The sequence below is a fragment of the Micromonospora sp. NBRC 101691 genome (assembly GCF_030269285.1).
GTDB lineage: Bacteria > Actinomycetota > Actinomycetes > Mycobacteriales > Micromonosporaceae > Micromonospora > Micromonospora echinospora.
Window position 1 is genome coordinate 71978 of sequence record NZ_BSTB01000021.1, and the last position, 24387, is coordinate 96364.

The window sequence follows — 24387 nt, forward strand, 5'->3', positions numbered from 1 at the left end:
ATTCACCATAGATACATGCCGCATCCCTCCCCCTCGGGCCGGACGACCGCGCCCTCGGCCGCCGAACGCGCCTACCAGTACCTCAAGCGCGCGATCCTGGAACAGATCCACCCGGGCGGCTCGCTGGTCAGCGAGGGAGAGATCGCCGAGGCCACCGGGGTCTCCCGCACCCCGGTCCGCGAGGCGCTGCTGCGCCTGGAGGCCGAGGGGCTGGTCCGGCTCTATCCCAAACGGGGCGCGCTGATCCGTCCCGTCTCCGCCCGAGAGATCACCGACGTGATCGAGGCGCGGCGGCTGGTCGAGCTGCACGCCGCCGAGCAGATCTGGCCCCGGCGCGAGTCCCTGCGGACCGACCTCGCCGCTCGGCTGGCCGAGATGCAGGAGGCGTACGCCGCCGGTGACCTGCGCGCGCTGATCGAGGCCGACCGGGCGTTCCACGCCACGGTCGTGGACGCGGCCGGCAACGAGATCCTCGCCGAGCTGTACCAGCGGCTGCGCGACCGGCAGCTGCTGATGGGGATCACCAGCTTCCGGCTCTCCCCCGGCTCGGCCGAGCGGGCGATCGCCGAGCACGCCGACCAGCTCGCCGCGCTCGACTCCGACGATCCCCGGCGCTGGCTCGCCGCCGTCGCCGCGCACATCGACAAGGTCGCGGACGTGTTGCGGACACTGCGGTGACCGCACCGACACCAGCGGTCAGCCCGCGCAGGTCGGCGCCCGGACTGGTCTGGGGCGTGGCGGTGACCGCCTACCTGGCCGCCGTGTTCCACCGCAGCACGCTCGGCGTCACCGGCGTCGACGCCGCGCACCGCTTCGACATCAACGCCTCGGCACTGGCCACCTTCTCCGTCGCCCAGCTCGCCGTGTACGCGGCGATGCAGATCCCGGTCGGCGTGCTGCTCGACCGGTTCGGGTCCCGCCGGCTGCTGGTCGTCGGCGGCGCGCTCATGGTCGCCGGTCAGCTGAGCTTCGCCCTCGCCACCGACGTGCCCCTCGCGATCGCCGCCCGGGTGCTGATCGGGCTCGGTGACGCGATGACCTTCATCAGCGTGCTGCGGATCGTGTCGCTGTGGTTCCCGGGGCGGCGTTACCCGATGATGACCCAGCTCACCGGCATGCTCGGCCAGCTCGGGGCGATCCTCGGCGCGGTGCCGCTGGTGGCCCTGCTGCACCAGGTGGGCTGGACCCCGACATTCCTCACCGTGGCGGCGGTGGGGGCGACGGTGCTGCTGATGATCGTCGCCGCCGTCCGGGACACCCCGGACGGGGAGGGTGCGGCCGGTACGGCGCCCACCCTCGCCGACGTCCGGCGGAAACTCGCCGACGCGTGGGCGCACCCGGGCACCCGACTGGGGTTGTGGACGCACTTCGTCACCCAGTTCTCCGGCACCGTGTTCGGCCTGCTCTGGGGTTATCCGTTCCTGGTGCAGGGGCAGGGGCTCAGCCCGACCGCAGCCGCGTCGCTGCTCACCCTGATGACGGCCGCCATGCTGGTGACCGGGCCGGTGGTGGCGCACTTCTGCGCCCGGCACCCGTTCCACCGCTCGGCGCTGGTCTTCGCGATCACCGGCGCCACCGCCGTCGTCTGGGGCGTGGTGCTCGCCTGGCCGGGACGCGCCCCGGGCTGGCTGCTGGTCACGCTGGTGCTGGTGCTGGCGGTCAACGGCCCGGGCTCCCTGATCGGGTTCGACTACGCGCGCAGTTTCAACCCGGTCAGCCGGATCGGCAGCGCCACCGGAGTCGTCAACGTCGGCGGTTTCGTCGCCTCGATCCTGCTGGTCCTGGCCGTCGGCGTGGTGCTCGACCTGGCCACCCCGGCGGGCCGGGCCGCCCCGGACCTGGCCGCCTTCCGGTGGGCCTTCGCCGTGCAGTACGTCCTCTGGGCACTCGGCGCGGTCCAGGTGCTGCGGTACCGCAACGCCGCCCGCCGCGACCTGACCGCGCGGGCGCGCGCCACCGCCGCGCCCGCCTGACCGGCGCACCGGCGTCCGGCACACCACGCCCCGCGCCGACGCCCGACCCGGCCCGATCAGTCGTCGATGGTGATGCTGGTGATCCAGGACGGCGGCTGCGGCGCACCCGTGCCGATCAGCCCCGCGACGACCCGGGTGGACTCCAGCGGCGCGGCCGGCCACGGCGTCAGCCCGTCGGTCAGCACCACCACGATGTGCGGTCGGTCGCGCAGCGCGGCCTCGATCCCCACCCGCATGTCGGTGCCGCCGCCCCCGGCCAACCGCACCTCGCCGACGGTGTGCACCCGCCGTACGACGTGCACGGCGGCGTCGCAGGAGAGCACCGTCACCCGGTTGCCGCCGACGCCCACCGCCCGGAGCACCCCCGAGACCTCGGCGAGCGCCGCGGCGAGCTGCCCGTCGCCCATCGAGCCCGACGTGTCCACCACGATGGCCACCCGGGGCACCGGTTGGCGCAGGCTGGGCAGCACCACCCGCCGCATGGCGGCGGCGCGCCGCGAGGGCCGCTGGTAGGTGTAGTCGACCGCGCCGACCGCCCAGGCCGCCGCCTCACGGACCGCGCCGGTCAGCGCCCGACGCCAGTCCACCCGGGGTTCGAGCACCTGGGCGGCCCAGCGTTCCCAGCCGGCCGCGACGGTGCCCCGGGCCCGCACGTGGGCGCGGACCGCGTGCGCGGTCTCCCGGCGGATCGCTCCCGCCTCGACCGTGCTGACGCCACCCACGCTGCCGCGCTCCCACGGCCGGTCGACGCCGTGCGCCCCGGACCCGCAGTCGTGCCCACCGGACCCCGACGCGCAGTCGTGCGCCCCGCCGCACATCCCCGCAGGCAGCAGCGGCAGGTACGCCTCGAACAGCAGACCTTCCGGCAGCCCGAAGGTCCTCGGCTCGATCCGGTCCGGCGGCAGCGGCAGACGGTCGGCCAGCAGGTCGTCGTTGATCTCGCAGTCCTGCGCGACGTTGACCCGGTGATGGTCGCGCCGCTGCCCGACGGGGATCCGGTCGGCGCGACCGTGGTGGTCGCGGAGCAGGTGGGCCACCTCGTGGATCCACACCGCCGCGAGTTGGGCCACCGGCAGCCGGTCGACGAACCCCGGCGAGACGTAGCAGCGCCAGTGCCGGTCGACGCCCATGGTGGGCACCTGCGGGGACTCCACCACCGTGACGCTGTACAGCGCGGTGGCGAGGTAGGGCCGGTCCTGCGCCGCCCGGAACCGGGCCGCGAGCAGTTTGGTGCGGTCCAGCCGGCCGCCACCCGGGCTCATCCGGGCAGGCGTCCCGACAGCCGCAGCACGTCGGCGAAGGCGTGGATGCTCGGCGGCACCGGCCAGGACGTGTCCCGCAGCGCCGCGAGGTCCATCGCGGCACGCGCCGCGACGTCCGGCACGCCCGCCTCGACCGCCTTGCCCAGCACCACCCAGCCGGCCTCCCAGCGGGACCGGTCGACCTTCGCCTGCACCGCCGAGATCACCGCGGTGAGGAACGCCAACTGCCGGTCGCCCCGCTCGGGCAGCCGGAACGCGTCCGGGTCGGCGAGCACCCGCTCCGGGTCGGGCAGGTCGAGGTTCTCCAGGTAGGTGACGAACTCCAGGCCCGCGCCGTCACCCACCGCGCCGATAACGGCCAACGCCAACGCCTGCGCGTCGGTCCCGGCCGCGTGGTGGACGGTGAGCAGCCGCAGCACCATCTCCCAGGTACGCGGCGACGGCCAGGCGCCGCCCCGGGCCTCGGCGTCGGCGGGCAGGTGGTGGGTCAGCCCCGGCCGGGCGGTGAGGAAACCCGCGATCGCCCCACGTGCCCGGGCCAGCGCCGTCGCGGTGCGGCCGGGCCGGACCGCCGGCACGGTCACCGCCGGCCACGTGCCGGCCAGGCCCCGCGCGACGGTGCGCGGGTCGTGCGTCCAGTGCAGGTGCACGAACCGGTTCGCCAGCGGCGGGGCCAGGTGCCAGCCGTCCGCCGCGCTGGTCGGCGGGTTCGCCGCCGCCACGATCCGCACCGACGGCGGCAGCGCGAGGCTGCCGACCCGCCGCTCCAGCACCACCCGCAGCAGCGCCGCCTGCACCGCCGGCGGCGCGGAGGAGAGCTCGTCGAAGAAGAGCAGGCCCGATCCGGTACGCGCCAGCCGGACCGCCCAGTCCGGCGGGGCCATCGGCACCCCGTCGGTGGCCGGGGAGTCCCCGACGATCGGCAGCCCCGCGAAGTCCGACGGCTCGTGGACGCTGGCGATGACCGTCTCCAGCGGCAGGCCCAGCCCCTCGGCGAGCTGCTGGAGGGTGGCGGACTTGCCGATGCCCGGCTCACCCCAGAGCAGCACCGGCAGGTTCGCCGTCACCGCCAGGGCCAGCGCCTCGACCTTCGGGTCGGCGGCCGGCTCGGTCCGCCACCCACGGGTCGCGGCGACGAGGTCGTCGGCCGCCGCGAGCGCACCCGTCACCGCTGCGTCCCCTCGGTCAGCACGTCCCGGATCCGGAGCACCGGTCGCCCGTGCTCGTCCTCGTCGTCGTACATGCCCGCCTTGCCCTCGGCCAGGTCGAACGGGGTGAGGTCGCCCCCGTCGGGGGCGTGCGGGTCGGCGCCGGCGTCCAGCAGCGCGCGGACCATCTCCGGGCTGCCACCGTCGCCGACGGCCACGTGCAACGCGGTACGCCCCCGGCGGTCCCCGGCCATGACCGGCACCCCGGCGTCGAGCAGCCGCCGGACCAGCGACACGTCCCCCACCGCCCGCAGGTGGTGCAGCAGCGTCCCGCCCCGGCCGTCGCCCATCCTCGGGTCGAGCCCCGCGTCGAGCAGCGCGGTCAGCGCCGCCGCACCGCCGTGCTGGATCCGCAGCAGCACGTCGCGTCGCAGCGCGCGCAGTGCCCGGGGCAGCCGGCCCTCGCCGCCACGCCACGCCTGCACGGCGGCGAAGCAGCCCGCCGACCGCCCGCCCAGCGCGCGCAGCAGCTCCTCCCCGGCGACCTCCTCGGGGGTGTGCGAGATCGGGTCGAGCCGGCCGTCCCCGTGCACGAGGGTGTGCCATTCGCCGCCACACCGCACCGGCACCTTCACCCGCAGGCCGCCCGCCTCGGACGGGGCCGCGTCCGGTCGGGCGGCGTCCGTCGCGGTTGGACGGTCAGCCACCAGGACCGCGTCGCGCGCCACGGCGGGTGCGGCCGGAAACAGGGCCCGACGCACCAGGGGGTGCAGCTCGGCGGGACGGAGCAGGCCGTGCCACAGCAGGTCCAGGTCGACGGGGCGCTCGTGGACCACGCCGACGACGCGGACGCGGTTGACCTGCCTCGGGTCGTACCCGACGAACCGGGCGGCCACCGTGCCGTCGTCCCGTCGCCGCAACTCGACCCGCCGCCCGGCGGACCAGGTCATGACCCGGTCGACGCCGTAGCGATCATGAATTCGGGCCAGCTCCGCGTCCAGCCTGAGCGGAACCAGGCGGCCGAGCACGGCTCGCTCCGAACCGTGAGCGCGGTGGTAGGTGTCCCGGGCCTCCGGGTCGAGGTCGACGCCGGCCACCGCCCACGCCTCGACCAACTCGCCGTCGGCGACCAGCCGGTCGAAGACCTCGGCGCGGCTCGCCGGATCGCCCGGGTCGACCACCGTCGCGTACGACTCGAACGGCCGCCGGGTGCCGTCGGGTGTGAATCCGGGCAGCCGGGCCGGGGAGCCGCCGTACGCGCCGGCGAGCCCGTCGACGGCGACGGCGCTCCAGTACACCGACGGCAGGTCCTGGACAGGGTGGTCCCCGGCCAGTGCGGAGCCGACGGTCAGCCGCAGCCGCTGCGACCCGTCGACGGTCTTCGGCGTGTCCACCACCAACACGACGTCGTGCTCGTCGAACCGTCCGTTTCCGGTGGACAACACGAACCGCTCGTGGGTGGCCACCCCGGTGCGGCCACCGAGCACGCGCGGCAGGTGCCAGCGCAGCAGGTCCGGGGCGAGCACGTCGAGATCCGCCTCGACCCGGTCGGCGCGGGCCCGGCCGTGCTCCCGGGCCACCTCGGTCAGGTCGAACGCCACGTCGATCCGCCCGGCGGCGCAGGCGGCCCGCCAGTCGCCGGCCGCCCGGGCGGCGGCGCACGCCTCGACCATCGCGGCCGGCACGGCGTACCGGCGGACACGCTGCCAGGTGCGGATCTCGTCGATCACGGGCGGTTTCACCGGTAGACGCTCGCGATCGCCCGGATGTCCTCGTGCGGCGGGGTGACCGGCCGCTCGGCGAGCAGCGCCGAGGCGCGGCGCCGCTGCCGGCGCGGCACTCCCCCGTTGATGCCCAGGTACTCCAGCGTCGGGTGGCCCTCGACGGCCTCGACGAGCCGCCGCGCGCCCCGCCCGCCGACCTCCGTACGCCGCAGGTCCAGCCGGCGCAGCCGGGCTGCGGGCAGCGCGTCGGCGAGCAGCGCCGCGCCGTCGTCGCCGACCACGTTGCCGCGCGCTCCGAGAGCCCGCTCGGACGGTGGCCGGGCCAGGTCCAGCGCCCGCCAGGCACCCAGGTGCCGGGCCAGCGCCGCCACCCCGGCCGGGGTGATCCCGTTGCCGCCCAGCCCGATCGTCACCGGCACCCCGTCGAGCAGCTCGGCGAGGGCGGCGGCGCCGGCGTCCCCGAGGTGGTTCGCCGCCAGGTAGAGCTCCCGGACCCCGGCGTCCCGCACGAGTGCGCCGAGCGCCGGCACGGCGTCCGGGCCGAAACCGTTGCCGCCGAGGAAGAGCCGCTGCACCGGCTGCTCCCGGGCGGTCAGCGCGGCGGCGAGCGCATCCAGCCCTCGAACGCTCATCCCGACGTTGACCAGGTCGAGCGTGCGGATGGCGGAGTTCACCGCGAGCGCGCCGGCGAGCCGGCGGACCCCCTCGTCGCCGACCGGGTTGCGCTTGAGCCACAGCGCGCGCACCGTGTCGTCGTCGGCCAACCGGGTGGCGAGGGCCTCGACGCCGGTCGGGTCGATCCGGTTGCAGCCCAGGTAGAGCGTCTGGAGGCGGTGCCCCGGACGCAGTGCCTCGGCGACCGCCCGCGCGCCGTCGGCGCCGAGGCCGTTGGTGCCCAGCAGCAGGTGCCGCACCAGCGGCGAGTCGACCACGGCGGCCACGATCCGGGCGGTCTGCGCCGGGCCGATGCCCTGCTTGCACAGGTCGAGCCGGCCGTCCGGCTGCACCGTGCCGCGCGGGAACTCCTCGGCCGCCACCACGGCGTCCGGCACGGCGAGGCGGGCCAGCAGCGGGTCGAAGTCGCCCGGGTGGGCGAGACCGGCGTCGGGGTCGGCGATGGCCGGGCAGCGCACCGGCGTCGGGTCGGTCACCAGGGCACGCTCCGGTAGTCCTTGAGGAACTGGCCGCTCACCGGGGCGCCGCGCACGCCCCGCACGATCGGGTCGTAGACGCGGGCGGCCCCGTCGACCACGTCGAGCGGAGGCCGGAAGCCGAGTTCCCGCTGGGCGGCCTTGTCGGGATGGGGACGCTCGTCGGTGACCCAGCCGGTGTCCACACTGTTCATGTGGATGCCGCTGGTGAGGTAGTCGGCGGCGACCGTACGGACCAGCATGTTCAGCGCGGCCTTGGCCATGTTGGTGTGCGGGTGCCGGGTGGTCTTGCCGGAGCGGGAGTAGCTGCCCTCCATCGCGGAGACCTGCACGACGTGCCGCTGCGGGTGGGCGCTCGCCTCCATCAGCGGGCGCAGCCGGGAGGTGAGCAGGAAGGGCGCGAAGGCGTTGACCACGTGCACCTGCAACCATTCGTGCGGGCTCACGTCGGCGTCGCTGAGCACCCACGAGTTGACCGCACGCAGGTCGAGCGGCTGACCCGTCTCGTCGACCTGTCCGGCGGGGAAGAACGCGTCCAGCCCGACGGGCAGGTGCCGTGACGCGGTGGCGGCCGGGGCGGCGCCGACCGCGATCCGCGCCGCCGGCCCCGCCAGCGCCGTGGACTCGGCCGCCCGCACCTCCCGGTGGTACGCCTCCGGCCGGTACAGCGTCTGGGCGGCGTTGTTGACCAGGACGTCCAGCCCGGCGAAGCGCCGCCCGACCAGGGCCACGAAGTCGAGCGTCCCGGCCAGGTCGAGCAGGTCCAGTCCGTGCACGTAGAGCCGGTGGGCCCAGTCGTCCGCGTCCGGCACGGCGGCGAAGCGGCGGGCGGCGTCCCGGGGGAACCGGGTCGTCACGATCACCTCGGCGCCGTCGCGGAGCAGCTTGAGCGCGGTGTGGAAGCCGATCTTCACCCGGCCGCCGGTCACCACGGCGGTACGGCCGGTCAGGTCGCAGCGGGCGTGCCGCCGCTCGCGGTTCTCCGCCGCGCACGGCGGGCACATCAGGTGGTAGTCCACGTCCACCTGCCGGTAGGGCAGCTTGCACACGTAGCAGTACCGCTCGCGGCGCAGCGATCCGTGCCCGGTCTCTGCGACCGACCCGACGGCGTCCCGGTCCACGCCGTTCCCCACGGCAGCGGGCCGGTCGGTGGTGGCTCGATCGGCGGTGGGCGGGGCGGAATCCGGGATCTCGGTGTGGAAGCGGGTGGCGCCGGCCAGCAACGCGCGGTCCGCCGCCCGGGTCGCGGCGTCCCGACGGGCCTTGGCCCGCTTCTTGACCCCCCGGTGGGCGACGGCGACCGCCCGCTCCAGCTCCTGCCGCGTCACCTCGTCCAGGTCGGCGTCGTCGAGGCGGGCCAGGACGGCCAGGCAGGCCGTCAGCTCGGCACGCTCGACGGGCACGGTGCTCCTTCGGGAAGGGTGGGGGCGAGACCGACCGGATTCGAACCGGCGTCCTCCAGCTTGCCGTCAAGGCGCGTCGACCTCTGCGCTACGGCCTCGCCGCGCGGCAGCATACCGAAGGCCACCGACAGTCGTTCTGCCACCGTCCGATCAGCATGCCGCGCCGGTGTCCGGCGGCGAGTGGGCCGGAATCGAACCGGCGTCCTCCCGGTTTTGGAGACCGGGCGCGACGACCTCTGCGCTACCACCCGCCGGGAGCGAGTGTAGGCAGCCCTGAACTGCTTGCTGCGGCCACACACCCCCTAAACCGTCCTAGGACATTGATGTCCGGAGTGCACTCGGCTCCACTTGCGGCATGTCGGGGTCTCCGGCCGGTCCGACACCCCGACGTGCCGCAACCCGAGTTGATCATCTGTAGTTGTAGACGATGTAGCCCCGGTAGCGGCCCACCTTCTCGTACAGCGCGCGAGCGTCGGCGTCCACTTCGGTGTTCCAGTAGAGACGTGGGGCGCCGTGCTCCTCGGCGTCCCGTGCCACCCACGCGATCAGCGCGGTGGCGACACCTCGCCGTCGTACCTGCGGTTCCACGAACAGGTCCGCCAGATAGCATCTCCCGACCGACCAGACGCTGGCGGGGAACAGGTAGTGCGCGATGCCGACCATCCTGTCGTCGAGCCTCGCGGAGATGCCACGTATCTGCCCACGGTCGAGCAGGCGTTGCCAGGTGTGTTCGTAGCCGCCGTCGTCGACCCTGGTCTCGGGCCGACCCGGCCGGCCGGCGAAGTGCGCGTGAAAATCACGGGCCAGCCCTTCCCACTCGTCCCGGTCGCGAACCGTCAAGGGGCCGATCGTCAGCACGGTCGCCATCCTCGCACCGTCCCAGCGCCGTCGGTGCGCACCGCGGCTCGCCTCACCGCCGGAAACCGGCAGAGGGGACCGCCAGCTCTCGACCCCGGCCCGAGACACCCCCAGTCACCGTGACGGTGGGATCTCACGATGCGTGACCAGATGCCGGGGCGGCAATCTCCCCCGGCTTCCTTTGCTCTGCACCCGAATAGGCGACACGGGTCCCGAGCAGCGTTTCGGGCGTGCGGACCAGTTTCGGCCCGGAAGGGAACCAATGACCGAGCGTGTCTGGCGCGTGCGGGGGTGCAGAGCAAAGGGCGTGGAGGCGGGGCATGTCAGGCTGTCGCGACTCAAGCTGCGACGTACGGCCAGATTCGTGCGACGGGCCAGCGCCGGGCTGCCCTGACGGCGTCCGACGTTCCGTACGCGGTTGTCCCTGCTCCGGAGCGGGCCGGCGTCATGCCACGACGGCGTCCCAGATCTGCGCCACCGCCGGCGCGTCGGGCGGCAGGCCGGCGACCTGGGCGACGAGGAGCCGGCCGGTGTCGACGAGGTGCCGGCGCATCGCCGCCTCGGCGGTGGCCCCGTCGCCCCGCGTGATCGCCGCGATCACCGGTTCGTGCTCGCCCCGGATCTCGTGCAGCGATCGGCCTCCGGCCGACGTGGGTGGCGCGAGCAGTTCGGTCGTCGCGCGAAGGGACGCCACGATGTCGGCCGCGCGTCGGTTGCCGGCTTCCCGCAGGATCCGGTCGTGGAGCATCCGGTCAGCCGCCCAGAAGGCGCGCTCGTCGTCGTGCCGGAGGGCGGCGTCGAGGGCGTCCAGGGTGTCGGCGACGTCCAGGCCGGCGTCGGCCGCCCGGCGCGCGGCCGGCGGCTCCAGAGCGAGCCGGACCGCGAAGATCTCGGCGACGTCGCGCGGGTCGGGCAGGACCACGCGGAAGCCACGGTTGCGTTCGAACTGCACCAGTCCCGTCTCGGCCAGGCGGAGCAACGCCTCCCGGACCGGGCTGCGCGACACGCCCAGGAGTTCCGCGAGCTGGTACACGGAGTACAACTCGGTGGGCACGAAGCGGCGGGTCCTGATCCCGTCCCGCACGACCTCGGCCACCCGGTCGGAGAGGTTCGGCGGCACACTGAGGGGCAGGTCAGGCATGAGTAACATGTTACATGTGACGCGCGATCCATCCCCCTCCCCCGACCTGGTCGGAGAACTGCGCCGCGCCGGGCTCGAGGTGCGAGACGACACGGGGACCAGAGCCATGTACTCCACCGACGCCTCGCTCTACCGCATCCCGCCGCTGGCGGTGGTCCGACCGCGCGCGGCGGACGAGGTCGCGGCCACCCTGGAGATCGCCCGTACGACGGGTGTTCCGGTGACCTCGCGAGGGGCGGGCACCTCGATCGCCGGCAACGCGGTCGGGCGGGGTGTCGTGCTCGACTTCAGCCGTCACATGAACCGGGTGCTGAGCGTCGACCCCGAAGCGCGCACGGCGATCGTCCAGCCCGGCACGGTCCACGCCGCCCTGCAGAAGGCCGCGCTGCCGTACGGGGTCCGCTTCGGCCCCGATCCGTCGAGTCACACCCGGTGCACGATCGGCGGGATGATCGGCAACAACGCGTGCGGCAACCGCGCGCTCGGTTACGGCCAGACCTCGGACAACGTCGTCGGTATGCGGCAGCTGCTGGCCTCCGGCGAGTCCCTCGTGACCGGGTACGACGCCGACGGCCGTCCGGTCGCCGACGGCCCGGCGGGCCTGCTGGCCGCCCTGCGTCAGGTGACGGGCCGCCACCTGGCCACCGCCCGCACCGAGTTCGACCGGCTCGGCCGGCAGGTCAGCGGCTACGCGGTGCAGCACCTGCTGCCGGAACGCTTCGACCTGAACCAGGCCATGGTCGGGTCCGAGGGCACCCTCGCCGTCGTCACCGAGGCGACCGTCCGTCTGGTCGAGGATCCCCGCCACCGCGTCCTCGTCGCGATCGGTTTCGACGACATCGTCGGCGCCGGTGCGGCGGCTCCGACGGTCAAAGCCTTCGGGCCGACCGCCTGCGAGGGCATGGACGAGCGACTCGTCGCGGTGCTGCGGTCGCGCCGGGGCGACGCCGCCGTCCCGCCGTTGCCCCGGGGCCGGGCCTGGCTGTTCGTCGAGATCGCCGGGAACGACCGGGTGGAGGTGCTCGACCGGTCCCGCGCGCTCGTCCGGGCCGGACTGGGCGTGGAGTCGATCCTGGTCGACGATCCCGCCACCGCCGCGAGACTGTGGCGGATCCGCGAGGACGGAGCCGGCCTCGCCGGCCGCGCGCCGTCCGGCCAGCCGGCCTGGCCCGGGTGGGAGGACGCGGCGGTCCCGCCGGAGCAGCTCGGCTCCTACCTGGCCCGCTTCGACGAGCTGGTCACCTCCTACGGCATGACCTCCGCGCCGTACGGCCACTTCGCCGACGGCTGCATGCACGTCCGTCTCGACTACCCGCTCGACCGGCCGGACGGCCTGCGGCTGCTGCGCCGGTTCCTCGTCTCCGCCGCCGAACTGGTCGCCGAGTACGGCGGCTCGCTCTCCGGCGAGCACGGGGACGGTCGGGCCCGGGCGGAACTGCTGCCGAAGATGTACTCCAGTGACGCCATCGCGCTCTTCGGCGAGATCAAGCACGCGTTCGACCCCGACAACCTGCTCAATCCCGGGGTGCTGGTCGACCCCGACCCGTTCGACGCCGACGTGCGGGTCGCGGCGGTGGCGCCGTACCGCCGACGGCTGGCCTTCGCGTACGAGGACGACGGCGGGGATCTCGCGCAGGCGGTGCACCGGTGCACCGGGGTCGGGAAGTGCCGGGCGGACAACTCGGCGGCCGGCGGGGTGATGTGCCCGTCGTACCTGGCCACCTTGGAGGAGAAGGACTCCACCCGGGGGCGGGCCCGGGTGCTCCAGGACGTCGTCCGGGGCGCCGTCGACTGGCGGGACCCGGCGGTCGCCGAGTCCCTCGACCTCTGCCTGGCCTGCAAGGGCTGCGCGTCCGACTGCCCGACCGGCATCGACATGGCGACGTACAAGGCGGAGGCCCTGCACCAGCGGTACCGGGGCAGGCTGCGTCCGCTCGCGCACTACACCCTGGGCTGGCTGCCCCGGTGGAGCCGGCTGGCCGGTCACGTCCCGTGGCTGGCGAACCTCGCCCTGCGGCTACCGCTGCTGCGCCGGCTGGTGCCGCTCCTCGCGGGCGTCGACCACCGGCGGTCTCTTCCGACCTTCGCGCGTACGCCGTTCCGGCGCCGGTGGGCGGCGCGGGTGACGCCCACGGCCGGCACCGGCAGACCGGTGATGGTCTTCGTCGACACCTTCACCAACTCGTTCTCGCCGACGGTGGCCGAGGCGGTGGTCCGGCTGCTCCGGTCGGCCGGCTTCGAGCCGCGCCTGCCGGCGACGCAGGTGTGCTGCGGGCTGACCTGGATCAGCACCGGACAGCTCGACTCCGCCCGACGCATCCTGGGCCGGACCGTCGCGGAGCTGGCCGTCGCGGCACGGGCGGGTGTGCCGGTGGTGGGCGTCGAACCGTCCTGTACGGCGGTGCTGCGCTCCGACGCGGTCGAGTTGCTGGCCGACACCGACCACGCGGCCGACGCCCGCGCCGTCGCGGCGGCCACCACGACCGTCTCCGAGCTGCTGGCGACCGCCGACGGCTGGAGCCCACCCGATCTGACCGGCACCGTCGTCGTGGCGCAACCGCACTGTCACCACCACGCCGTGCTCGGCTGGTCCGCGGACCGTGCCCTCCTCGAACGGACCGGGGCCACCGTGACCACCCTGGCCGGGTGCTGCGGGCTGGCGGGCAACTTCGGCGTGGAACGGGGCCACTACGAGGTCTCCGTCCGGGTCGCCGAGCAGAACCTGCTGCCGGCCCTCGACGTCCACCCGGAGGCGGTCGTGCTGGCCGACGGCTTCTCCTGCCGTACCCAGGTCGCCGACCTACGCGACAGACCGTCGCTGCACCTGGCCGAACTGCTGGCCGGACCGGGTTGCTCCTCGGGTTGACAATTGCTCCAGTCGTTGCATCGACTGCCGTGACCCGACGTGAGCGAGGAGCGCATCCCGATGCCCGAGGTTCAGGTTGACGTGGAACGGGCCGCCATGGCGGCCGTCGAGAGGGTCGGTGGCGGAGAGGAGCTGCGCTCGGGCGTGCTCGCCGCGTTGCACACGCCCGGCCAGCCATCGCAGCGGTACAACGAGACGATCGACCTCATCGCGCTGATCGTCAGCGTGGCGACGTTGGGTTGGACCGTGTTCTGGAGTCTGCGCGGCCCGACGTCACGGCCGAACCCGGAGGTCGTCGCCCGGCGGATCCGCGTCGAACTGTCCGCCCCTGCCACGATCACCCCCGAACAGCGTGACCTCGTCATCGACGCGGTGGTCGAAGAGATCCTGTCCACGGACCAGGACCGGTAAGCGCGCGGTGCGGGTCCGGTTCCCGGAACCACACCGGGTGGTGGTGTCGGCGGCCGCCGGTGACCTCGATCTGCTCGACGACGCGGAGATCGGTGAGCTCCGCTGGTACCTCGAGGACTATCTCCAGGCCCCGTTCGGGGTCTACGCGACACGCGGGACACAGGTGGCGGGCCGGCTGGCGACGTGGGGCCAGCGGATGTTCGAGGCCATCTTCGCCGACGTTTCCGAGCAGTACGAGTCACTTCGGGCGGCCGCCGCACCGGAGATCGTGCTGTGCGCCGACCGGGCCGACTGGCTCAGCCTGCCGTGGGAGCTGCTCACCGACCCGAACCGGCCGACACCGTTGGCCCTCGACGGGGTCCGGATCACCCGGATGCTGGCCTCCGCCGACGCGGTGCCGGGATTCGCGGTGCCCGACGACCGGCTCCGGGTGTTGATGGTCATCTCCCGGCCGGACGGCCCACGGGACGTCGCGTTCCGCAGCATCGCCCGGCCGATGCTCGACGCCGCCGAGGGACGGGCGGACGTGGTGGTCCTGCGGCCGCCGACGGTGGAGGGCCTCGCCGAGACGCTCCTCGACGCGCGGGCGCAGGGCCGCCCCTTCCAGATCGTCCACCTGGACTGTCACGGACGGTTCGACGGCGAGGCCGTGCTGCTCTTCGAGCAGCCGGGTGCCGGCGCCGAGCGGGTGCCCGCCTCCCGCGTGGCGCGGGTGCTGGCCGACGCCCGGGTGCCGGTCGTCGTGCTCAACGCCTGCCAGTCGGGCACCATGGGAACCGTGCTGGAAGCGGCCGTGGCCACCCGGCTGATCGCGGGTGGCGCGGTGTCGGTGGTGGCGATGGCCTACACCGTCTACGCCGTCGCGGCCACCGAGTTCATGTCCGCGTTCTACGGCAGCCTCTTCACGGGTCGCACCACGGCCGAGGCGGTGCTGGCCGGACGTGCCCGGCTGGCTCGCCGGCCGGAACGACCGAGTCCGTCCGGGCGGCTGCCGTTGGAGGACTGGCTGGTGCCGGTTCACTACGCCCGCGCCGATGTCCGCTTCACGCGACTGGGTGACTCCCCCGCCCCGCCCCCGGAGACCGGCCCCCTGGGTGCCGTCGGGACCTTCGTCGGCCGGGATCACGAGTTTCACCGGTTCGAGGCGTCAGCGGCGGACTCACCGGTGATCCTGCTGCACGGCCCGGCCGGCGTCGGGAAGTCGGAGCTGGCGAAGGCATTCGGACGGTGGTGGCGCGACACCGGCGGTGTCCGCTCGGCGGCGCACGTGGTGTGGCACTCGTTCGATCCCGGACTGCCGACCTTCGGGGTCGAGGGGGTCGTCACCACGATCGGACTCCAGGTCGTCGGCGCGCCCTTCGCGGCGGCTGACGGCGAGCGGCGGCGGGTGATCGTCCGGGAGCTGCTGCGCCGGGAACGCGTGCTGGTCATCTGGGACAACTTCGAATCCGTCGGCGACGAGCTGTTCGCCGACCTCCAGAGATTCCTGGACGAGACCGGGCGCGGCGTCGTGCTGATCACCAGCCGGACGCCGGAGCCCCGCCTCGGTGACGTACGTCGGATCAAGCTGTCGGGTCTGTCCCCCGAGGAGGCCGGTGAGTACGCCGACCGTCTCCTCGCCCCGTACCCGGACGCGCTGCCCCGCCGCCGGATGGCCGCGTTCCAGGAGTTGCTCGACTGGATCGGCGGGCATCCGCTGACCATGCGCGTGATCCTGCCCCACCTGGACACCACCGATCCCGCCGCGCTCCTCGCCGGCCTGCGCGGACTGACCGATCTACCGAGGAGCTACGGCACCGACCGCACCGGCTCGCTGGAGGCCAGCCTCACCTACTCCGTCTCCCGCCTGCCCGCACGCTGCCAGGAGCTCCTCCTGGTCACGGCGCTGTTCCGCGGCGTCATCGACGCCGACGTGCTGGCCCTGGTGTCGCTGCGCGTCCAGACTCCCGCTCGGTTCCGTGACGTCACCCCCGACGAGTGGGGAACCGTGCTGGACGAGGCGACCCGGGTGGGACTCCTCGTCGACCTGGGCGGCCGGATCTACCGGCTGCACCCGGCCCTGCCCGGCTTCTTCCTGAACCGGTGGCGTGCCGCGACCAGCGACGTGACCACGGAGACGGAGGCCACCCGCCAGGCCCTGGTCCACGCGATGGCGGTGCTGGCCGACTGGTCGTGGCGGCAGCTCACCGAAAGCGACGAGCAGACCGGTCACCGGGTCGCGCTGGCCCACCGCGCCAATCTCACCCAGGCCCTGCAGGAGGCGCTGGACCTGCGCCTGTGGCCGCAGGCGCTGAGCCTCGGCCGGCTGATGAACGAGGTGTGGGGCCGGAGCGGCCGGACCGATGAGGCCAGCGGGTGGACCGACCGGGTCCGGCTCGCGCTGGAGGACGAGGAGGGCAACCCCCCGACCACCCACGAGGACGGCAGCACGCTCTGGCTCCTCTTCGTCAGCGCCCAGCTCAACCGGGCCACCGCAGCGACGAGCATCGCGTCGGAGCCGCTGTACCGCAAGGTGCACGACACGTTGGCCAACCAGCCCGAGACCCCCGAACGGCAACGACAGCTGGCGGTCGTGGCGAACCATCTCGCCGTCCTCTGTCGACAGACGGGACGGCTCGCGGAGGCGACCTCCTGGCTCGACCGGGCCCTGGAGATCGTGCAGGGGTTCGACTACCTGCCCGCGGTCGCGCAGATCCACCACTCGTACGGCGACGTCGCTGTCGCGCGCGGGCAGTGGGACGAGGCCGAACGGTGGTACGGCCAGGCGCTCGCAGCCTCCCGTTCGGCACGCCACCCGGCAGGTGCCGCAGCCGACCTGCAGGCTCTCGGCTGGGTGGCGTGGATGCGGCGCGACTGGGACACCGCCGAGCGGCACTACCGGGCCGCGTTGGACCTCCGCAGCACGGCCGGGGACCAGCCGGGCACGGCGGCCTCGATGCGCGCGCTGGGGGAACTCGCCCAGTACCGCGAGGACCACGAGGGTGCCGAGCGTTGGTACCGGAAAGCGCTCGTCGTCCTGGAGACGCTCGGCGATACCACCGGCGCTGCCGTCGTCTGCTACGCCCTCGGTGCCCTGGCGCAGGCCCGCCAGCGCTGGGTCGAAGCCGAACAATGGCTGCGGCGCACTCTTGCCGTCCACACGACCGTGTCCGACTTCGCCCAGCTCGGTATGTCTCGCCATGCCCTGGGGACACTCGCCGAGGCGCAGGACCGCCTCGGCGAGGCCGAGGACCTATACCGGCAGGCTCTGGCCGACTTCACCGCAGCGGGCAACCGAATCGGTGTGGCGTCGAGCCACGGCTCCTTGGGGCTGGTCGCGGAGAAACGGGGTGATCTGACGTCGGCCCTGGAGCACACGGTGCGGGCCATCCTGCAGTTCGAGGACTTCCCGAATCCCGCGACCGGCCCTGCGCCCGACCACGTCCGTAGGTTGACCGAGATGCTGGGCGTCGAGGCCCTCGCGGACGTGTGGCTCCGACTCACCGGCGACAAGCTGCCCACCGACGTCCGGGAACACGTGACGGGCGCCCCGGACGCGTCCCCTCGCGAGAGCCCGGTTCCCGGCGACGACGGCGCGGTGCCGCAGGAGTGACCAGAAGCGGTAGGGACGGATCGTGGCCGCCGCCGCACACCGGGTCCGGGTCCACAGTGGCACTACGATGCGAGCGTGACTCACGTTACCCGGGTCCGGAGGCCGTATCCGCTGTTGGTCGCCGTCGTCGTCCTGTTGGCGCTCGGCGCGGCGGTGGCCTGGGGCGTCGGCGACACGCTCGGGCTGAGCCACTCCCCCGCCGACGTGCCGCACGAGGAGGTCACCGCCGCGCCGCCCCGGGTGGCGGCACCGGCGCCGCCGCTGGCGTCCCTCGCCGTACCCGACGAGCTGCGCACCCGGAAGGCCGCGACCGCCGTCGCCGACGCGCTCGCCTCCCGGGGCCTGCCCCGCCCGGTCGTCACCCCGGCCGCGCCGCGTCCCGGCACGACCGCCACCGCCCCAGGTGGGCCAGCAACGGCCGGACCGGGCAGCGGCCCCCGGCCGGCCGGCTCCGCCAGCGCCCCGGCCCTGTCGACAGTCACCACACTGCGCGCGGACGTGCTCGCCCCGTCGGCTGGGACGCCGGAGTCGTACCGGCTCGGGGTTCGCGGGACCGAGCTGACCGTCGAGGGCGGTGACCTCGCGGGCGTCGCGGCCGGGCTGTACCGGCTCGCCGACCGGATCCGCTCCGGCGCCGAGCCGCTCCCCGCCGCCGAGGTCGACCGGGTGGTCACGCCCCGGCTCGGCCTGCGGCTGACCGACGCGGGCTCGGTGGGCCGCGAGCCCGACCCGGCCGCCTTCGCCGCCGGCGACGACTACAACCTGAACACCGACGTGGTCTCACCGGCGCTGCTGCCGCGCGCGCCGTGGGTGGACGCCGACGCGGTGGCCCGCATCGACGCGCAGTTCCGGCAGTTCGTCGACCACTCGGTGGCGCAGGGCTACAACGGGATCGTCGTGCCCGGCTTCCTGGAGTACGTCACCTTCGCGGGTGTCGGCGACGGGCACGCGGTCTACCCGCCCGGCGACCCGCACGTCGACCGGGCGCGGGCGATGGTCGCGGCCTTCGGTCCGGTCTTCCGGTACGCCGACCAGATGGGCGTGAAGGTCTTCCTGCTCACCGACATGCTCGCGGTGTCGCCCCCGCTGGAGGCGTACCTGACCAGGACCGTCGGCGGACTCGACGTGACCGACCCCCGGCTGTGGGCGGTCTACCGGGCCGGGCTGGCCGAGCTGTTCGAGAGCCTGCCGTTCGTCGACGGCCTGATGGTCCGCGTCGGCGAGGGCGGCGAGGTGTACGCCGAGGACGGCTGGACCTACTCGTCGAAGCTCGTGGTCACCACCGAGACGGCCGTACGCGCGATGCTGCGGGCGCTGCTGGACACCGCGGGCGCGGCCGGCCGGGAGATCGTCTTCCGCACCTGGACGGTGGGCGTCGGCGCGGTCGGTGACCTGCACACCAACCCGGAGTCGTACGCGCGGGTGCTGGGCGGGTTCGACGACCCGCACCTGGTCGTCTCCACCAAGTACACCCTCGGCGACTTCTACAGTCACCTGCCGCTGAACACCACGCTGCTGACCGGTGGACACCGTCGGATCGTGGAGTTCCAGGCCCGGCGCGAGTTCGAGGGGTTCGGCGCGCTCCCGAACGACCTCGGCCCGCTGCACCGCCGGGCGCTGCGCGAGTTCCTCGCCGCCAACCCGAGGGTCGAGGGCGTCTGGAACTGGACCCAGGACGGCGGCCCGCTGCGCGCCGGGCCCATGTCGCTGCACCTGCGGGCCGGGTTCTGGCAGCTGTACGACCTGAACACGTACGCCGTCGGCCGGCTGGCCTGGGATCCGGACGCCGACCCGGCGCAGGTCACGGCGGACTGGGCGTACCGTACGTTCTCCGCCGACCCGGCGACCGTCGCCGCGATCGGGCAGGCCATGGCGCTGTCGAGGGCGGCGGTCACCCGGGGCCTCTACGTCGGGCCGTACGCCGACCGGTCGGTGCGGGCGCTCGGGCTGGAACCGCCACCCATGATGTGGATCTTCGAGTGGGACATCCCGACCGGCGACTCCGCCGCGCTGAGCAGCGTCTACGCGGTGACCGGCGGTCGCGTCGACGAGGCGGTCGGCGAGGGTGGGCAGGCCGCCGCGCTGGCCCGACGCATGCGCGACCTGGTCGCCGCCACCGATCCGGCGACCTGGCGGGACGCCGGGCTGCGCGCGTACTTCACCCGGACGCTCGACTACCAGGTGGACCTGTTCGAGACCCTGGGCGCCTACCGGACCATGGTGCTGCGGCACGCGCAGTGGCTGGACACGGGTTCCCCGGCCGCGTACGACGACTGGCGGCTGGCCGCGACGGCGTACCGCGACGCGCGGGACGCGCACCGGCAGCGCTACGGCGCCGATCTCGACCTGCCGGCGTACAACTTCACCGCCGCCGACCTGGGGGCGGACCGCGCGGACCGGGACCCGGCGATGGCCTGGGTGGCCCGGGTGCTGCTCGGGTCGATCCTGGTGGTGGTGCTGCTCGGCCTGCGCGGGCGCGGGTTCGGCGGTGCCGCCGCGCGGGGGCTGCTGCTCGGCGCGGTCCGGCCGTGGCGGGTCGCCGCGCTGCCGACGCCGACGTCCCGGGCGGACCGGGTGCTGGTGTGGCTGGTCCCGGCCGTGGCGCTGGTGGCGAGTCGGCTCGTCCTCACCTGGTTCGCCGCCCCGGCGCACCTGCTGGTCACCCTCGGCGGGTGGGCGCTGTTCGCCCTGGTGGTACGGATCGTCGTCGGCCGGCGGGACCCGTTCCACCTGTGGGCGGTGGTCGGCGGCGTCGCGTTGCTGCGCAGCGTGTTGCTGCTGGCGGCGCTCGCCGGGCGCGGACCGGGGAGGTACTGGTTCGTCTTCTGGACCGGGCCGACCCTGCGCACGGTGTACGTCACCGTCGCGTTCGCGGCGTTCTGCTGGCTGTTCGTGGCCACCGCCATGGTCCTGCGGGACCGGTACGGTCTGCGGTGGCGTCCTGCCGTCGGGCTGACCCTGACCGCCGTCGGCGTCCCGCTCGGCGTGCTGTCCGGCCTGGTCGCGGTGGTCGGGCTGGAACGCGCGCTGACGGTGTGGAACGACCAGTTGGCGCTGCTGCCCTGGGGCCTGTCGCGCATCCTCGGCATCACCGTCCATCTGGGCATTCCCACCGACCTGCCCGGGTACGCCGCCGGTGCCGGCGCCGCCCTGGCCGCCGTCGGCCTGCTCCTGTCCCTGCGCTGCCGCCGGCAGGTCGCCTGACCGTCTGCCCTCAATCACCCGGTGGGGTTGTGGTCGCCGCTGGCGGCGAAGACCGGCTGACCCCTGGCCGGGGCCGCCGGTGACGCGACGCCGGACCGGATGCGGCGGCCGCTCAACCGCTCGTGGTGGGACGCCGACGGGACGGCACAGGGTCCACGACCGCAAATCGATCATGGACCCTGTGCCTGCGGTAGCCGAGCTGTGCCACCCGGCGGTCAAGGACACCGATGGCAGCCAGATCCGCCGCTACCCGGGCACGCCCGAGGTCGGCTGGCCGCCGGAGTTCACCGGCTCACGGCCGTCACGCCCTTGACGTAGTGGGCCTTCACCCTGTCCGGGGTGAGCGCGCGGTCATAGACGGCGACCTCGGACATCCATCCGCCGAAGGGGTTCCCCGAGTCGTCCCCTCGTGCCCCGATCTTCAGCGAGGCAGCCCCGTCGGTCGGCACCCGACTCATCGGCACGGACGCGCGCTCGGTGCCGTCGAGATAGATCTTGAGCGTCGAGCCGTCGAAGACGGACACCAGGTGATGCCAGCCCCACTGCAGCACGGGGACACCGGCCGGACCGGTGGTGGACAGGGTGTCCGAGAGGTTCATCGCCGCCGGCCGGTTCTTCGCGCCCAGACGCAGGAGGTATCCGTTACGCGCGGGCGAGTCGTACTTCTCCAGCACGCCCTGGTCACCGCCCTCCCGGACGTAGACCCACGCCTCCAGGGCATAGGGGCCGGTCAGGCTCAGGCTCGCCGAGTCGGGCACCTCGACGTAGCCGCCCTCAAGGCTCATCGACCGGCTGTTCTCGGCGGCCAGCGGTCCCGGCTGGCCCGGGACCACGGTTCCCCGGACGACCCCGTCGTTGCCGTGCCCGGACCGGTCGAGCACCGTCGCCCCGCTGTCGTCGAGCCGCCAGTAACCGACCGCACCGTCGGCTCGTACCAGGTCCGCGTAGGTCCCGGTGGCCGGCCGGGCCACCGTCACGGTCCTGGTGAACGCTCTCGGCTCCCCACCGTCCGGACGGGCGGTCATGGTGATCCGGTAGTCACCCGGGGCCGCATCAGCCGGGACCGAGACTCGGGCGCGGACGTTCTGCCACACGAGCCCGTTCTTGGCATTGCGGGCGAACGGGGTCTGCCCGGACCGTGACGTCCATCCGTTCGGCAGGTCCAGCGAGATCCGGCCCTTGACGACACCGGTCCCGGACATCTCGACGAGCATCCCGAGGTCGGCCGTCGCCCCTGGCGCCACCATGGTCGCCAGGTCTGCCGAGACGATCTGTGCCCGGGACACCGGGGCCACCGGAACCGGCTTCACGGTGGCGCGAACGGTCGTCGCCCCCGTGCCCGGGATGGTCACGGTGTCGTCCTCCTGGATGTCCACCGCCCGGCCGTTGGCCGTCGCGCCGTCCAGCCGGTAGCCCGCGGGCACTCGTAGGTGCAGCTTGACCCGCTGAAGTTCGGGCCGTCCCGCCGCGGCGGGTGGCGGCGTGATCGTGGCTTCGATCGTGCCCCGAGCGACCTTCGAGGTGATGGCGTAGGTCACCGGGCCGAACAGGGTCGGCATCTTGGTGGCCCCGACCGTCTGGCCGTCGGACAGCCACGGCCTGGGCGTCGCCGGCGCGAGGTCGAGCCCGGTCGGCACACCTGCGGCGTCGAGGGTCTCGTTGACGAGCATCCCCCGCAGCGCCTTGAGGTACGTGGCGTTGTTCGGTGACAGGGGTGCCCGGAACTGGGAGCGGTAGTACTCCATCGGGCACGGCGCGACGGTTTCGCCCTCGCCGCCGATGAAGGTGTTGCGGGTGAAGCCCTGGGCGAGCATGCCGTAGAACGTCAGCCCGATCCGGTCGGCGTCACCGATCTGGTCGAGGTACTTGAGGTAGGACCAGCCGTACTGCTGGTCGATGCCGCTCGAGCGGTAACCGTCCGCTGCGGGCCACGGGCCCGCAGGGCGGGTCTGGCACGCCTCGACCGGCTCACCGGAGAGGTTGAACCGGGTGAGCCCGAGGAACAGGCCGCCGTGGTTGTTGAGAAAGGCCGTCAGGCCCTGCCCGAGCGGGCTGTTGTGGTCGATCAAGCCGCTGCCCAGCGCGTACGGCATGATGAGGTTCCAGTAGCTGCCGTGCTGCGAGTCCGTGATCATCCCGGCCGGGTCGAAGTCGTTGGGATCGAGCAGCGCGATGGGCACGAAGATCGAGCCGTCGGGCAGCTGGGTCTTGCTCCGGTTGATCGCGTCGAGGGTCGCGGCGCGCAGCCCGTCGGCCTGCGCGGTGAAGGCGGCCGCGTCGTCGGGGCGGCCGATCAGGCGTAGCACCACGCCCATGTCACGCAGGCCCCGCCACACGTCGGACTGGTGGTGGATGCCGTGGGCCTTGGTGCTGTTGTCGGAGTAGAGGCTCGTCTTGGCGAGCAGCCCGTTGGGGTCGTTGGCGCGCTGCTTCGCGATGTCGGCGAGCCACGCCTTGAAGTCGGCAAGGTGAGTGGTGAGGAGCGCGGAGTCGCCGGTCTGGAGGACGTACCGTGCGGTTGCCTGGAGCTTGATGCCCCGCTCCCAGGTCGTGAACCCGTCGAGGTACTGCCCCCGGACGAGGAACTCGTCCATCGTCTGCCGGGTGCGCGGCGCGTAGCCGAAGTCGCCGAGCGACCCCACCGTGGCCACCACCTCGGGGATCCACGCGAACTTCGGGTCGTCGGGCAACTCGTAGCCGTTGCCGATCGTGAGGTTGTAGCCCATGACGAGGTTGGTCAGCAGCATGGACCGCATGGCGTCGGCGGCGTACTTCTCCGGAATCTGCACCCCGCTCCCGGTGTCGAGCTGGCCCTTCCAGTAGGCGATCATCTGCGCCCGTCTGGTGTCGTACCCGCTCTTGTCCATGACGACCGTCCCGAGCGCCTGGGGCTGGTTCATCAGGAGCAGGTGGACCTCCGCCGGGCCCTCGGTGAGGTCGAGGGTGTAGGTCAGGTCCGGTGCGCTCCACGCCGCCTGGCCGCTGTGGGCGAGGGCGAGCTTGTCGCCCACCTTGAGGTTGTTTCCGGCAGCCACCGCCCCGGCGACGTACATGCCGTTCAGGTTGACGCGGAGTGTCGCCGACGTCTGGCCGGAGTCCCCTGGCCGGACGGTGAAGCGGACCATGCTCATGAGCCGGGCGGAGTCGGAGAACCGCGTGACGAAGGACTCCCGCTCGTAGATCCGTCCCTGGCGGTCGGTGTAGCGGTTCTGCAGCACCGGCTGGTAGCCATCGGCGAGCGTCGGCTCGTGGAGCCTGGTCTCGGCCGACCCGTAGAGTTCGGCCCCGTCGCCGACGTAGAACTTGACCCACTGCCGGGTCCGCCCGTCGGCGAAGTCCGAATTGATCTGGCTACCGTCGGTGAAGTGGAAGCTGAAGTCCCGCTGCGCGCTGAAGTTCTTGAGGTCCGGCATCGGGTACGTCAGCGGGAGGTTGTTCCACCGGGTGTCGTGCCAGAAGTCGTCGCCGTGGTTGGCCGGCACGAGAAGGTCCTGCATGTTCGCCATCGTCGGGCCGCCGGGCAGCGCCATGAGCTGCTCGCCCCACGTGTCGGTTCCCTGCCGCAGGGCCGCCTGAACGCGCTGGACGTATCCGTCCGGGAACGTCGGTTGGTCCGGTCGGCCGCCGACCGGCCCGTCCGGCATGGTGTCTCCA

At 73.5% G+C, this 24387-nt stretch carries 14 protein-coding genes and 1 tRNA gene; 6 read left to right on the plus strand and 9 right to left on the minus strand.

Going from position 1 to position 24387, the window contains the following annotated elements; translation table 11 throughout:
* The first annotated feature begins 15 nt into the window (after positions 1–15).
* A complete protein-coding gene (locus QSK20_RS26375; protein ID WP_285791306.1) occupies positions 16–678 on the plus strand; it encodes a GntR family transcriptional regulator in 663 nt (220 codons plus the stop codon).
* Complete coding sequence (locus QSK20_RS26380; protein WP_285791307.1) at positions 675–1973, plus strand: MFS transporter; 1299 nt, start codon at positions 675–677, stop codon at positions 1971–1973. Before QSK20_RS26375 ends, QSK20_RS26380 begins: the two co-directional genes overlap by 4 nt.
* A gap of 56 nt (positions 1974–2029) precedes the next feature.
* Here QSK20_RS26380 and QSK20_RS26385 read toward each other — a convergent pair whose 3' ends face one another.
* The 8 genes from QSK20_RS26385 to QSK20_RS26420 form a co-directional block, all read right to left on the minus strand.
* Positions 2030–3235 (minus strand): vWA domain-containing protein, encoded by a 1206-nt coding sequence (locus QSK20_RS26385; protein WP_285791308.1) that lies wholly within the window; start codon positions 3233–3235, stop codon positions 2030–2032.
* Positions 3232–4404, minus strand: a complete 1173-nt coding sequence (locus QSK20_RS26390; RefSeq protein ID WP_285791309.1) for an AAA family ATPase — start codon at positions 4402–4404, stop codon at positions 3232–3234. Before QSK20_RS26390 ends, QSK20_RS26385 begins: the two co-directional genes overlap by 4 nt.
* Positions 4401–6125, minus strand: a complete 1725-nt coding sequence (locus QSK20_RS26395; RefSeq protein WP_285791310.1) for an ankyrin repeat domain-containing protein — start codon at positions 6123–6125, stop codon at positions 4401–4403. Before QSK20_RS26395 ends, QSK20_RS26390 begins: the two co-directional genes overlap by 4 nt.
* Positions 6122–7258 (minus strand): leucine-rich repeat domain-containing protein, encoded by a 1137-nt coding sequence (locus QSK20_RS26400; protein ID WP_285791311.1) that lies wholly within the window; start codon positions 7256–7258, stop codon positions 6122–6124. Before QSK20_RS26400 ends, QSK20_RS26395 begins: the two co-directional genes overlap by 4 nt.
* The gene (locus QSK20_RS26405) at positions 7255–8661 is read right to left on the minus strand and encodes an SDR family NAD(P)-dependent oxidoreductase (RefSeq protein ID WP_285791312.1); all 1407 of its coding nucleotides are present in this window, start codon (positions 8659–8661) and stop codon (positions 7255–7257) included. Before QSK20_RS26405 ends, QSK20_RS26400 begins: the two co-directional genes overlap by 4 nt.
* Before the next feature lie 176 nt (positions 8662–8837).
* A tRNA-Trp gene (locus QSK20_RS26410) sits at positions 8838–8912 on the minus strand.
* Between the two features lie 157 nt (positions 8913–9069).
* A complete protein-coding gene (locus tag QSK20_RS26415; protein ID WP_285791313.1) occupies positions 9070–9528 on the minus strand; it encodes a GNAT family N-acetyltransferase in 459 nt (152 codons plus the stop codon).
* Positions 9529–9964: 436 nt separating this feature from the next.
* Positions 9965–10660: a GntR family transcriptional regulator gene (locus tag QSK20_RS26420; protein ID WP_285791314.1), complete on the minus strand. Its 696-nt coding sequence runs from the start codon at positions 10658–10660 to the stop codon at positions 9965–9967.
* A gap of 7 nt (positions 10661–10667) precedes the next feature.
* Here QSK20_RS26420 and QSK20_RS26425 point away from each other — a divergent pair, with 7 nt between their 5' ends.
* From QSK20_RS26425 to QSK20_RS26440, 4 genes are all read left to right on the plus strand, one after another.
* Positions 10668–13526, plus strand: a complete 2859-nt coding sequence (locus QSK20_RS26425) for an FAD-binding and (Fe-S)-binding domain-containing protein (RefSeq protein WP_285791315.1) — start codon at positions 10668–10670, stop codon at positions 13524–13526.
* 60 nt (positions 13527–13586) lie between these two features.
* Positions 13587–13937, plus strand: coding sequence for a hypothetical protein (locus QSK20_RS26430; protein ID WP_285791316.1), 351 nt, complete (start codon positions 13587–13589; stop codon positions 13935–13937).
* A gap of 7 nt (positions 13938–13944) precedes the next feature.
* Complete coding sequence (locus QSK20_RS26435) at positions 13945–17529, plus strand: CHAT domain-containing tetratricopeptide repeat protein (RefSeq protein ID WP_285791317.1); 3585 nt, start codon at positions 13945–13947, stop codon at positions 17527–17529.
* A 75-nt stretch (positions 17530–17604) separates the two neighbouring features.
* Entirely contained in the window at positions 17605–20733 is a 3129-nt protein-coding gene (locus QSK20_RS26440; protein ID WP_285791318.1) for a hypothetical protein, read from the plus strand.
* 284 nt (positions 20734–21017) lie between these two features.
* On the opposite strand, the gene QSK20_RS26445 is transcribed toward QSK20_RS26440, so the two are convergent.
* Positions 21018–24377 (minus strand): LamG-like jellyroll fold domain-containing protein, encoded by a 3360-nt coding sequence (locus tag QSK20_RS26445; RefSeq protein ID WP_285791319.1) that lies wholly within the window; start codon positions 24375–24377, stop codon positions 21018–21020.
* Between the last annotated feature and the right edge of the window lie 10 nt (positions 24378–24387).